Raw genomic sequence first — 12,652 nt, forward strand, 5'->3', positions numbered from 1 at the left:
ATTTCAAGAAACACCAAAAGAAAGCCAAGTTATGTCCTTTCTTGAAAATGCCATTCTTATAAACCCCTTAATTTATCAATTAGCTCCTCATATTCTTTTATATCTGTAAATGATTGCAATGGATAACACGCTTTTCCAGGTGCCACTTTTCGTACTTCGGTGTACAGCTTTTTATTGCAAATGATAAGATCTGCGCTGTCTGGAACTTCTCTTAGGGATGAGTTATCCACTTCAATCTCAAGATTCTCTTTTTCCAGCTTCTTTTTCAGCATAGCTGCCCCCATAGCACTGGAACCCAGTCCTGCTTCACAAACAAATACTATATTTTTTATTTTATTGAAAACCGAACGATTAGCTTGAACATTTAATTCTTCTTCGCTTTCCACTGCTGTATAAATTTCATCTGACTTGGGACTCTCATTTTTTTGGAAGAGATAAAAATTGTTTATGTTATTTCTAGTTTCAGCCGCTGTTGGTGATAAGGTATGTTTCTTCAAAATAAGCATACTTCCGAGAAAAGAAACCAGAGCTGAGATGAGGAATCCTATAACAATAAATAACATATCTTGTTTGGGCCCGAGCCCAATAAATAAAAAAATACTTCCGGGAGACGCCATTGAGACAAGGCCAACATTAAATTGCTGAAATGTATAAACCCCTGCCATTCCTCCCAAAATTAATGGAATGAGCAGTAAAGGCCTTAACAGTACATATGGAAAATACACCTCATGGATTCCGCCAAAAAAATGGATGAAGATTGCTAGTTTTGCCCCTTTTTTCTGTTCAGCCTTCGTTTTTAGCCAGTATGCAAGCAATACACCCAACCCCGGTCCCGGATTGGCTTCCAAAAGGAAAAAAATAGATTTACCCAATTCTTTGGCCTGCTGAATTCCAATTGGCCCCAGCACGCCATAATTAATAAAGTTATTAAAAAACAATACCTTTGCAGGCTCAATTAAAATAGATGTTAAGGGAAGCCACCCAGCATGAATGACTATCTCCAAGTAACTGAGTGCCCACTTTACCCCAGCGGAAAATATTTGTCCAACGTAAAGAAAACTAATAATTGTAAGGATTACGGCAATGAAAGCGGCAAAAACATTCCCGATTAATAACTCATACCCTGCAACAGGCATCTTCTTTTTTACAGTTTGATCTACCTTACCCACTAACCAGCCTGTCAATGGCCCAACAATCATTGCACCAAGAATGGCTGGTGTCGAACTAGCTAGTGTCAACCCGTAAGTTGAAATAGAGGCAACAACGCCACCCCGTTGTCCACCTAGTATTTTCCCCCCTGTATAACCTATTAATACAGGCAGCAAGGTTGAGTAGATGGGATTGACCAATAATAAAATCCGGTCGTTATACAACCAACTATAAACCCCAAATAACTCACGAATAATCCCCGCTGCAATAATAACCGCTATATTTTGGTAAACCATTGCACTTAAAAGCTGAGCAAATTTTCTCATTTACTTGGCAGCTCCTTCTAAGAGCCTAATGGCATTTGTTTCATAGGCTTTCGATAAAATAGCCTCCAGTTCATGTTTAACTTCCGTCACAGTTCCACATTCCAATAGTTTGATAAACGATTCGTCGATAAGCATTGCACTGACTTCGCTGATCATTTTAATATGCTCTTTTGGTGCATCTTTAGGAGCAGCCAGCAATAAAATCGTTTTAACATATTGCTCTTCTCCATTGTCGTTAAACCATAATACCGGTTCTTCAATACGGAAAATGCATACAAGCAAATCTTTAACTCCTTCAGAGCGGGTATGGATCATGGCAAGGCTCCCAATCACAAATCCTCCCTTCTGTTCTCTGTTTTCCAGATCATCGCATAACCTTTCAAGCTTGCTGATTGCAGTGTGACTTTTACTTTCGTATAGAATGTCAGGGATTCCGTTTACCTTAGACTTAACTATCTGATAAATAGTCAGGTTTTGAAGGATCTTCATCATTCCCTCCCCATACTTGGCAAGAGTAATGGCAGGAGATTGTTTTGCTGTATGTTTGCTGGACTCCCCATCTTCAGGTTGTTTTTGGACTTTTTCCAGTCCATACTGAATTTTTGATATATCCTCTTTTTGCAGAAAAGGACTTACAATCACTATATTTTTATTTTTTATAAATGGCAGATTTACAGTAGAGATTAAGATGTCAACTTCCTTATTTTCTTTAAGCCACTGGCTTAGATGGTTTGTTGAGACAATCCCTTCTACCGACAGATTTTCCATCTCGGAGCGGATTCTCGTTGCCAGATATGTTGATGTCCCAAGGCCACTTGCACAAATAACAACTGCGCGATACTGTTTTTTTAGGCGTTCTTTTTTTCTAATTAGGGAAGCTCCGATGTGCATTGTCAAATAGCCAATCTCATCCTCTGGAATGGTGTACCCAACTTTACTCTCCAGAAAACTGCAAGCTTTTTCACAAGCCTTAAAAATTTCAGGATATCTCTCTTTTATCTTTTCAAGCATAGGATTATGAATTTGAAGCCCGTATTTTAATCGGTTAAATGCAGGTGCAAAGTGTGCTACCAGCCCTTCTTGGAGAAGGTTATCTCCTTGGAATGACTCTTTCAAATTGTATTCCATTGCACCTATAAAACTATTAGCTAATTCAATCCATGTGAATTCTTCCTGGTCTTCTGAAATGTCCTCCTGCCACTTTGATACACGGGCTCCTGCGAGGTGCAGGGAAATGTATTCTATTTCTATATCAGGAATGCTAATCAAAAGCTCTTTTTCCAGCTCTGAAACTATATTCTGCGCTATTTCATACACATCAGAATCAAATTGATAGATACCAGAAACCTCTGACAAAATTCCGTCCTCTTTAATCCTTTCTACTGCAAGCATTAAATGGACGATCAAGTTGACGTAATTTCTGTCGGTCAATACAATATCTGGTTTACTATTTAAGACCCTTCGAACAATCTTTTCAATCTCTTGTATATTTTGTGAATGAACAAACTTTAGAAGGCGGTTTCTGATTAATGCGTTAAGTTTTCCTTGTGTTTGAATGGTTTCCCCTTCATTCTTTTCATGAAAAAGATCAAGCCACTCCTCAAAAGATACATCCTTATGGAGCAAACGGGACAGCATCATTCTACGCTGGTGCTCCGAGGCTTTTAAGTAGACACCTACTCCAGGGGTTCTAATGAGAGAAATTCCTCCAGAATCCAACCAGGGTGAAATTTTATCCAAATCATGGCTAACTGTCGTTTCTGTCACGCCGTAATTCCTGCTGAAGACAAACTGTTTGATTGGTTCTTTAGAGATCAGAAGCTCGTAACATATGCCTTCCTGGCGTTCTTCCGGAGAATAAGCCGATTTTGTTTTAGTTTGGTTCAAGTGATCCTTAAGTGCTTTGATCTTCTCTTGGGACCCTTTTAATTCCAATCCTGCACCAATCTTTTTACCTATTTTAAGGCCGTGGGATGCCAGAAAGGGCTTGAGTGAACTGATTTCTCTCTGAATGGTTCTCGTGCTTAATTTAAATATTTCTGAAAGCTGCTTGTATGATAACGGCCTTTCAGCCAGCAGCAATGTTTGAAGGAGTTCTTTTTGCCTCGAGTTCAATGCTGGATTTTGTATCATGTCTTTTCATTCCTTAAGAATATTCTAATTATTGAGATTATATCATCTTTTCTCTATTAGAAGTTTTGGAATACAATGGGACCAATCGGTTGTATAACTCGCTGTATATTTCATGTGTGTCTTTATAAATCTTGCTGTTTCTAGCATTGTATTCTGACCGTATCCCTTGATCAAAGCAGCTCGGAAATTCATCTGGGCTTTTCCAGACACCTGTTCCTAAACCGGCTAATAAAGCTGCACCAAAAGCTGGACCCTCTCTTTCTTCAAAAGCACGCAATGGCTTTTGTAAAACATCAGCCAAGATACTGCGCCATATCCCGCTCTTGCTTGCACCTCCCGTCACATACCAATCATCAATTCGAATATTCATCTTTTCAATTAATTCCAAACAATCTTTAAGGCTGAAAGAGACTCCTTCAAGCAACGCCCGTGTAAAATGAGCTCTTGTATGCTGATATCCCATCCCGAAAAATACCCCCTGGGCGGTTGAATTATTATGAGGTGTCCGTTCTCCATTTAAATAAGGAAGAAATACAAGTCCTTCGGAACCAGAAGGCACCATTTCAACACCCGATAATAGTTCATCATAAGAGTTAATCGAAAAGGTCTCTTTAAACCATTTCAGTGACATACCCGCAGAGAGAGTAACCCCCATCGCATGCCATGTACCAGGTAGGCAATGGCAAAATAAATGTAAGGTTTTTATTTTGCCCTCTCCAGTTCTTTCTGGCACTTGTTTGAGCGGGGCAAATACAGTTCCGGAAGTCCCTATGCTAATAATTCCTTTTCCCTCTTCATAAATACCATTTCCTAGGGCTGCAGCCGCATTATCACCTGCCCCTGCTGTAATTGGAATTCCAAAGGGTAAGCCAGTCTCAGCCGCCGCCTGTACAGACACTTGGCCAACGATTGTCTGGCTTTCATGTACCTGCGGGAGCCAATCATGGGGAATTTTTAGAGCTTCTATAATTTCATTTGACCAGCAACGGTTCTTTACATCAAATAAGGATGTGCCACTTGCATCCGAAACATCAGTCGATAGCTCACCGCTAAGTTTGAAGACAATATAATCTTTGGGCTGCATCATGTGCTTAATCCGGCTGTATCTCTCGGGTTCATGCTTTTTGATCCATAATAATTTTGGAGCTGTAAACCCCGGAAGAACGGCATTCTGTGTTATATTAAGCAGCTTTGTCTCACCTATTTGGTCAGTGATTTCCTTGCATTCGATGTGAGTTCTTACATCATTCCATAATATTGAAGAACCCAATTCTTTCTTGTTTTCATCTAACAGAACAAGGCTGTGCATTTGGCCCGAGATTCCAATTCCTTTAATATTTTCTAACTCAATCCCCCTCTGGGATATTTGCTTCAAAGCATTTTTCACCCCATCCCACCATTGATGAGGGTGCTGTTCTGCCCATCCGGTCTTTGGCACAGAGAAATCATAAGGATGACTACCAGAAGCTCGTATTTCACCGTTCTGGTTGATGACAATCGCCTTTGCCCCTTGAGTTCCTATGTCGATTCCAAGCAAAAATTCCTCACTCATTAAACATTCTCCATTCTGTTTTTTTGCTGCTTTATAACATAAAAAGCCACTGATGTGGCTTTTTGTAGATTTTATAATTTTATTTGTACCTTCAACAGATCGGGGTCTCTTGGTCCTTTTAAGTAATCAATCGCTTCTTCCAAAGAAAGCTCTTTTGAAATAAGATGGTCAAGCTTTACCCGTCCCTCTTTAACCCAGTGAAATGCAGGAATGAAGGTGTGGTTTATCGCCATGGAACCGATAAGAGTCCAATCTTTATTGTATAATTTGAACGGATTAACAGTCACCGTTGCATCTTCTGGTGTTACGCCGAACTGGAGATACTTTGCAGTTGGTCCCATATATTCGAATGCTTGCTCGATAACCTTTGGAATGCCAGTTGCATCAATGACTACATCGAACCCATGCGGATATTCCTTACTGCCCAGCTCTTTTTCAACGTTTTGGCTTAAGACAGTTTTTGTTGCACCCCATTTTAATGCCATATTCAATTTATCTTGGGATATATCGACGACCACCACTTCAGAAGCACCTGCCATTTTTACAGACTGAATCAACTGCTGGCCCATCGCACCCGCTCCAAACAATAGGACACGGTCTCCTACCTGAAGCTGAAGCCGATTCATTCCATGGACTACACAAGCCATCGGCTCAATAAATGCAGCTTCTGAAAAAGACATATTTTCAGGGATCTTAATTACATTTTTTGCAGGCACCTTTACATATTCAGCCATGCTTCCATCCACTGTATTGCCTAGTGCCCCCCAGTTTTCACATTGGTTGCCTCTGTTTGTTAAACAAAATTCACATTGACCGCAAAATAAGGATGGATCAGCAGTAACACGGTCTCCCTCTTTAAACTTTTTTACATTTTCTCCGACTTCATGAATTGTCCCCGAAAATTCATGACCCGGAATTAATGGGTACGGCGAGAGGAACTCTCCCTTAAAAATATGTACATCCGTCCCGCAGATTCCAACATTTTCGACTTTTATCGTAACTTCATTCGCATCGGGCTTAGGATAAGGAACTTCTTTAATTGTGGCTGTATAAGGCTTCTCAATTACCAAAGCTTTCATTGTAATATCTCCCTTCTATTCAAGATTTGTATGGAACTTTTCCATCTCTTTTTCACTAATCTTTATTTGTTCCTTCAATCGGACGATAATGAGCTCAAACAGGAAAAGTTGTGCCTGTTCAAAAACAGCTCCCAATGGCTGCAGGGATGTTCGCTCTTCAATATCCTCTTTCATCGTCTGAGCTTTTATGTGGATGGTCAGTTCTGCATATTGGGATAACTCCGATTCTGTATTGGCCGTTATATAAACTACCCTTGCCTCAGCCTTTTTTACTATTTTAAGGAGCGCCTCAACTGTCGCTAAATACCCTGTTCCAGAACTCGTAATGAACAAATCCTTTTCTTCAATCCTCGGAGAAGTAACATCTCCGACAACATGAACATCAAAACCCAGGTGAACCAACCGCATGGCAAATGCCTGAAGCATTAGTCTTTCCCTGCCCAACCCGTAAATAAATATCTTTCTTGCTCCTAGAATCTCCTTAATGAAAACATCTACATCAGTTTCATTAATGGTTCCAAGAGCAACCGCAGCTTCATTGATCAGTTTTGATTGCAGCTGTTTAAATTCCATAAAGGAAACCTCCTATATATGAATCCCTCTTTGACTGCAAGCCTTCCGCCAAAAACTTGTACTATGTCTGATTTCATCAAGCACTTTTTTATCATTTTCTTCAAAAGGGTGGCCGATCTCTAAAAACAAATCCACGTGGTCATTGCCAGTCCTTTGTATAGCGTCCAGAATACTTTCCGGTTTGATTTTTCCTATTTTATTTTTTTCCTCCGTAAATGGCCAATGTCTATCCAGGTAGCCATCTGTTTGCTGCAGATGAATAATGGAGATCTGTTCCTTTAAGTGCTCAATCCAGTTAATAGGATTCTGGTCAAAAGGGTTTAATGCAGGGTTGGTAGTATGGCCGACATCAAAACATAAGGCGAACTTAGCAGCATCTTTCCCTGCAAGCATATTGACATGTTCAATAAAGCTTTTTGTTTCTTCTATTGTAATGGTTCCTTCTCTTCTAACAGGCGTTTGCTCCCAGTAGAAGAATTTAATGCCATGTTCTTGTTTCGCCTTTTGCAATAGTAAAACCAGGGATTCGATGGCGGCTTTTTCAGCAGAATCACGTTTTTGTATATCTTCAAAGGATTTGATATCCATTCCGCCAAAAGGACCTCCAGTCGCAGTTACTCCTAATTCTTTTGTCATTTTAAAGGCTTTTTCAAACCAATCCATTCCATCCAGTCTTCCCTCAAGTAACGGGTGATACAGGAGGTTATGGGAATAAATAGACAGCCCGGTAAAAGTCGAATGGATTTTTATACTATATTTTTCACATTCATTACGAACAAGGAAACAGTATCTTTTTACGCTTTCTGATCGCCCCCGCGGATCGAATTGATCAAAAGAAAACTGAATCATGTTCAATTCCAATTCATTTTTCACGATGCTTACCCATTCTTTCGGATCAGGCCACCGCTTGATTGCAAACCCTGTAGAAATACCAAAGTTTATTTTCAAGCATTTTCCTCCTAATCTATTAGGTTTTATGGTTTCTCCTATTACTTTTAGAGCAAGCCATTCGGATATACAACAACCTTTAAGCTTTCTTTCTTGTTCGTCCGGGCCTGTTCCATTGCATCTTTAGTTTGGTCCAGCGAATACCGGTCCGTTATGAGAAACTTGACATCAGAGTTGCCGGAAGCAAGAAACTTAATTCCTTGCGGGTATGTGTTGGCGTAACGGAATATTCCATATATGTCAATTTCATTATCAGCAATGAGAGGTACATTCACTCCGATTTCATCCTGTGGAGGGAGACCTACAATGGCAAGCTTTCCTCCCCTTCGGACAGAACGAAGAGCGGATTGAAGCGCTATAGGATTTCCTGCCGTTTCAAAAGCAACATCAACTCCACGCCTCTTTGTTATTCTTTTGATCTCTTCATCAACATCTTGTTCCAGAATGTTAATTAAATGAGTTGCACCCAGTTTCTTTGCAGCCTCCAAACGCTTTGGCTCGAGGTCTGAAACAATAACTGTTTCAGCACCAAATGCTTTTACCGCTGCTACAGCAGTAAGTCCCACGGGTCCCATTCCCATAATGGCTACTGCGGATCCCGGTTGCAGATTGGTTCTTCTTGCTGCATGAATTCCGACAGAAAACGGCTCCACAAGGGCAGCCTCCTCAAAGGATAAATCATCCGGGATTTGAAAAAGGAAGTCTTCCCGATGTTTGATATACTGGGCAAACGCACCATCAACAGGAGGTGTAGCCAAGAACTGAACTTCCTGGCAGAGGTTATACCTTCCGCTTTTACACTGTTCACAGCGACCGCACGTTACTCCAGGTTCAATCGCCACCCGGTCACCTACTTTAAAACGAGTAACATCTTCACCAATTTTAGCAACGATACCCGAGCACTCATGTCCCAGTATGATAGGCTTTTCAACCACGTAACGGCCGATTTTTCCATGTTCATAGTAATGGATGTCTGAACCGCATACTCCTACTGCCATTACTTTTATAAGTACCTCATCTTTTCCAACTACAGGAACAGGCAACTCTTGTATTTCAATGTCAAAAGGTCGGTTCATGACTGCTGCCTTCATTGTTTTTGGAAGTTCTCCAACAATGTGTTCCATTTGCTTCAATTCGATAGACATTGTAAAACCTCCTTATTCATCATTTTTATTCGGATAATCGAACTCCTATTTAACAGCACCCATTGACAATCCCTGAACCAAATATTTTCTCACTGCCAAACCTGCAATAACCATCGGAGTTATAATGACTGTACCAGTAGCCATTGCCTGTCCCCATGCAATTCCCTGCTGAGTAATCAGCATTGAAGCAGCTACCGGTATGGTCTGGCTGCTATGACCAGAGAACACGGAAGCGAACAGGAAGTCATTCCATGAAAACATCAAACATAAAATACCTGTTGCTACAAGCCCTGGCGTAGCCGTAGGAACAGCAATCTTCACAAAAGCCTGGAAACGGCTGCACCCATCAATCATCGCGGCTTCCTCTAAGGCTGCAGGCACTTCTTTAAAGAACACCATCATCATCCAAAGCGCGAATGGCAGATTAAAAGTTGTATAAGCAAAGATCAATCCTGTCATCGAACCGACAAGGTTTAATTCTGAAAACATGAGATAAAGCGGAAGCATGACAGCTGGAATAGGTGCCATCCTTGTACTAATGATCCAAAAAGATATATCCTTCTTTCGTTTAAAATTCGCTCTTGCAAGCGCGTATCCGCCTAACGATCCCAGGATTAGAGAAATTCCAGTTGATGAGACAGCTGCTATTACACTATTAGTCAAGAACTTAAGAAAGTTTCCTTCAGCAGAAAACATATATTTAAAAGTGTCAAAATTCGGTTCAAAAAAGAATTTAGGCGGCATAGTAAACATTCCTGCCTGAGTTTTTAAAGAGGATAGGACCATCCAAACGATTGGGAGAAGAGCCCAAATCAAACTAAGGATCACCAGGGTGTATAACACCGTATTTACCAATGTCTTTTTGGTTCTTATAGTTGTTGCACCCATTCTAATCTTCTCCTTTCAGCATAATTCTCACAAATAATTGTCCAAGCAGGATTGTTACGAATAACATTGTCAAACCCAGCGCAGCACCAGTACCGAAGTCCTGGAATTTAAAAGCGACCTCCATCAAATAATAGCCAATTATTTTAGTAGAATCAGCAGGACCGCCTTCAGTTGTAATTTTGATAATATCCACGAAGCGTAATATATCCATGGAACGAATCAATAAGGCAACTAGTATTGCACGTGATACAAGCGGCAGAATGACATAAATAAGCTTTTGGAAGTAGTTGGCACCATCCACTTCTGCTGCTTCAAGAGACTCGGTTGATAAAGAAGTTAGACCTGCAAGTACTATTAATGTAATAAGAGGAGTCCATTCCCATACATCCATTAAAATAACAGCCGGCATTGATGTCGAAACATTCCCTAGTATCTGGATGTCTATTCCAACAAGCCCCAGAAGCCAGTCGTATAAGCCGTATGTTGAATTCAACATAAATCTTCCCAGAAGCCCTGCAACAACCGGAGCTACAAAAACAGGAATCATCCAGAGAGTAATGACAAAATTTCGTCCTTTTGGAAGACTGTAAATCAAAAGGGCTATTCCTACACCAAGAACTAGTTCTAATAGTAGGCCGACCACTGTATAAATACCGGTTCTTCCCCATGAAGCCCAAAATGTTTCACTAGTAAAGATACGAATCCAGTTATCCAATCCGCTAAATACGGGATTATCAAAAGAGAGCGTGAAATCCATAAAACTAGCATAGATCAAATATAAAAATGGAAAAATGCTTATAATGGCCAGCAAACCCATTGAAGGCAGAAGCATCCAAAATTCGGTTGAAAATTTACGTTTCTTCTTTTTCGCAATAGGAATAACTTTGACAGATCGGTTCGACATAGACTTTGTTTCCGACTCTATCATGCATACCACCCTTTCTATAAAAGAAAGGAAGGCCTTTTAAGCGCTTCCTCCCTTTTTTATGTTTAACGGTCTGTGATTTCATTTGTTTGTTTTGTTATTTTTTCTACGGTTTCTTTAGGCTCTTGCTGCCCCGCAAGCATTTTGGAAAGCTCCGTGAAAATATATGTGTTCACTTGCGGCCACTGAGGAATCTTCGGGCGCATATACACATTTTCTTCTTTCCATGCCTCTAGTGTTGGTTTCATTGCTAACAAGTTAGGCATTTCTTTTGATTCAGGTGATCCTGGTTCCATCCCGGCCTTTACATCTGCAAGCTCGTATACAGAATTACGAGTTGGAGTAGATCCGCCTTGTTCCGACTTGAGAATCATGTACTGTGCCTGAGGAGAAGTAGACCAAACTGTAAACAGCCATGCAGCTTTAATTTCTTCATCGCTTGCATATTTGTTAATTCCGATACCTGTTCCGCCAAACATGTGCGCTCTGCGTTCTTTTCCTTTAGGCAATACAGTCCAGGCAACTTTACCGGCAACATTTGAAGAATCCTCATTCTCAAACATGGCGCTGAATTCATGCCACTCAGGAATCATTGCAATATTGCCTGCCGCAAACCCTTCAGCTACACCTGACCAATCCCAGGATGTACTTCCAGGTGCCGCTACTTTTAACAACTTATTATAGAATTCTGCTGATTCCAACGCGACTTTTGAATCCATTGCAGATTCACCTGGCTCTGTTGACCCGAGGTTCCCTAGGTTGTCCTTTTTGAAGTAATCTCCGCCATTAGCAGCAAGAATATTACTAAAGTCATTCATAAGAGAATCGTGCTGCTTTGCCTGGTGGCCAGTTCCATACTGAACTTCAGTAATGACTCCCTCCTTGGCTTTTTCAGTAATCCATTTAGCAACTTCATAATACTGCTCCCAAGTCATATTTGATCCAGGAGTCCAATCGTACCCCTTTTCCTCCATAAACAAATCCTTGTACTTCTCAAAAACATCCTTTCGATAAGCTAATACCATCGTAGGATTATCATATGGCAAGGCAAAAATTTCGTCTTTGTCCCCCATATAACCTGTTGCTTCAAGCTGTGCCTGTGAGAAATCCTCAAGTCCGCCAGGTACATCCGGGAGTGTTGGTTCGTCGATCAACTGATTTAAATCAAGAAAATGCTCTGACTGTTTCGCGAGAATTTGATAAGGATCAGCATAGATCAGATGATATTTCGCAGATTTAGAATTAAAATCAAGACTTACTTTTTCTACAACTGTTGACAAATCTGTTTGTTCAATATTAACTTTAATTCCTGTTACATCCTCAAACTGATCAATATTAGCTGCAATTGCCGAAGAAGGTGGTGTATTTTCCGAAATTAAGTTGAGTTCAACGCCTTCGAATTCTTTCCAGTCAAAACCTTCAGGGGCTGTAATCTGCGGGAGCCCCTCCACCCAGCCTTCAAATGGCGCTTCTACAAGTTTGTCTGGGTTGATTTTGTCTGCATTTTTACTTTTGGTATCGATTGACTGTTCTCCATCTGAAGAACAAGCTGAGATGACCAATGACATAGCGAGGATAAATACTAGAAATGCAAATGGCTTATTCCTTTTCAAAACAAATCCCCCTTCTAGAATGTTGAAATTTTTACTACTATTGAATACGCTTTCATTATAAAGTGTAGTTAAATAAGCAGTAAAGACAATCATCCACCAGTTTTGTCACTATTCTGACATGACAGAATTTTATTAATATTCATTCTACTTTTATCGATTCAATAAAAATGGAGCTTCGGATAATAGATTTTCAAGATATTCTTCATAAAGTTTCCTTTTCAAAAGTAAAAGCTATACATAAATATGAAAAAGCAATGGAAACTTGAAGATCCATTGCTTTTATTATTTGATGGGTCGTATTGATTTAAGCTCATTCTGCAA

Annotated in this window: 10 protein-coding genes; all 10 read right to left on the reverse strand. The window is 40.3% G+C overall.

The window, feature by feature from the left end:
- Positions 1 to 56: 56 nt before the first annotated feature.
- The gene (locus tag ABE41_RS17245) at positions 57 to 1,475 is read right to left on the reverse strand and encodes a PTS transporter subunit EIIC (protein ID WP_066293035.1); all 1,419 of its coding nucleotides are present in this window, start codon (positions 1,473 to 1,475) and stop codon (positions 57 to 59) included.
- Positions 1,476 to 3,608 carry a BglG family transcription antiterminator gene (locus ABE41_RS17250; protein WP_066293037.1) on the reverse strand — a complete coding sequence of 711 codons (2,133 nt, stop codon included), beginning with the start codon at positions 3,606 to 3,608 and terminating at the stop codon, positions 1,476 to 1,478.
- Positions 3,609 to 3,645: 37 nt separating this feature from the next.
- Positions 3,646 to 5,160, reverse strand: a complete 1,515-nt coding sequence (xylB, locus tag ABE41_RS17255; RefSeq protein ID WP_066293043.1) for a xylulokinase — start codon at positions 5,158 to 5,160, stop codon at positions 3,646 to 3,648.
- Positions 5,161 to 5,231: 71 nt separating this feature from the next.
- Positions 5,232 to 6,239 carry a zinc-dependent alcohol dehydrogenase family protein gene (locus ABE41_RS17260; RefSeq protein ID WP_066293045.1) on the reverse strand — a complete coding sequence of 336 codons (1,008 nt, stop codon included), beginning with the start codon at positions 6,237 to 6,239 and terminating at the stop codon, positions 5,232 to 5,234.
- Between the two features lie 15 nt (positions 6,240 to 6,254).
- Entirely contained in the window at positions 6,255 to 6,812 is a 558-nt protein-coding gene (gene hxlB / locus ABE41_RS17265) for a 6-phospho-3-hexuloisomerase (RefSeq protein ID WP_066293047.1), read from the reverse strand.
- Positions 6,813 to 6,824: 12 nt separating this feature from the next.
- Complete coding sequence (locus tag ABE41_RS17270; RefSeq protein ID WP_066293048.1) at positions 6,825 to 7,760, reverse strand: sugar phosphate isomerase/epimerase family protein; 936 nt, start codon at positions 7,758 to 7,760, stop codon at positions 6,825 to 6,827.
- Positions 7,761 to 7,807: 47 nt separating this feature from the next.
- A complete protein-coding gene (locus ABE41_RS17275) occupies positions 7,808 to 8,884 on the reverse strand; it encodes an NAD(P)-dependent alcohol dehydrogenase (RefSeq protein ID WP_066294946.1) in 1,077 nt (358 codons plus the stop codon).
- Between the two features lie 66 nt (positions 8,885 to 8,950).
- On the reverse strand, positions 8,951 to 9,793 hold the full coding sequence (locus tag ABE41_RS17280) for a carbohydrate ABC transporter permease (RefSeq protein WP_066293054.1): 843 nt from the start codon (positions 9,791 to 9,793) through the stop codon (positions 8,951 to 8,953).
- Position 9,794: 1 nt separating this feature from the next.
- Complete coding sequence (locus tag ABE41_RS17285) at positions 9,795 to 10,721, reverse strand: carbohydrate ABC transporter permease (protein WP_066293056.1); 927 nt, start codon at positions 10,719 to 10,721, stop codon at positions 9,795 to 9,797.
- A 62-nt stretch (positions 10,722 to 10,783) separates the two neighbouring features.
- A complete protein-coding gene (locus ABE41_RS17290) occupies positions 10,784 to 12,331 on the reverse strand; it encodes an extracellular solute-binding protein (RefSeq protein WP_253805376.1) in 1,548 nt (515 codons plus the stop codon).
- Positions 12,332 to 12,652: the final 321 nt, after the last annotated feature.

It is taken from the genome of Fictibacillus arsenicus, assembly GCF_001642935.1.
Lineage (GTDB): Bacteria > Bacillota > Bacilli > Bacillales > Fictibacillaceae > Fictibacillus > Fictibacillus arsenicus_B.

What these genes read in the sequence shown, in the direction of transcription:
- hxlB (WP_066293047.1), bottom strand. Translation starts at nt 6,812, where the DNA reads ATGGAATTTAAACAGCTGCAATCAAAACTGATCAATGAAGCTGCGGTT.
- ABE41_RS17245 (WP_066293035.1), bottom strand. Translation starts at nt 1,475, where the DNA reads ATGAGAAAATTTGCTCAGCTTTTAAGTGCAATGGTTTACCAAAATATA.
- ABE41_RS17250 (WP_066293037.1), bottom strand. Translation starts at nt 3,608, where the DNA reads ATGATACAAAATCCAGCATTGAACTCGAGGCAAAAAGAACTCCTTCAA.
- ABE41_RS17285 (WP_066293056.1), bottom strand. Translation starts at nt 10,721, where the DNA reads ATGATAGAGTCGGAAACAAAGTCTATGTCGAACCGATCTGTCAAAGTT.
- xylB (WP_066293043.1), bottom strand. Translation starts at nt 5,160, where the DNA reads ATGAGTGAGGAATTTTTGCTTGGAATCGACATAGGAACTCAAGGGGCA.
- ABE41_RS17280 (WP_066293054.1), bottom strand. Translation starts at nt 9,793, where the DNA reads ATGGGTGCAACAACTATAAGAACCAAAAAGACATTGGTAAATACGGTG.
- ABE41_RS17275 (WP_066294946.1), bottom strand. Translation starts at nt 8,884, where the DNA reads ATGGAACACATTGTTGGAGAACTTCCAAAAACAATGAAGGCAGCAGTC.
- ABE41_RS17260 (WP_066293045.1), bottom strand. Translation starts at nt 6,239, where the DNA reads ATGAAAGCTTTGGTAATTGAGAAGCCTTATACAGCCACAATTAAAGAA.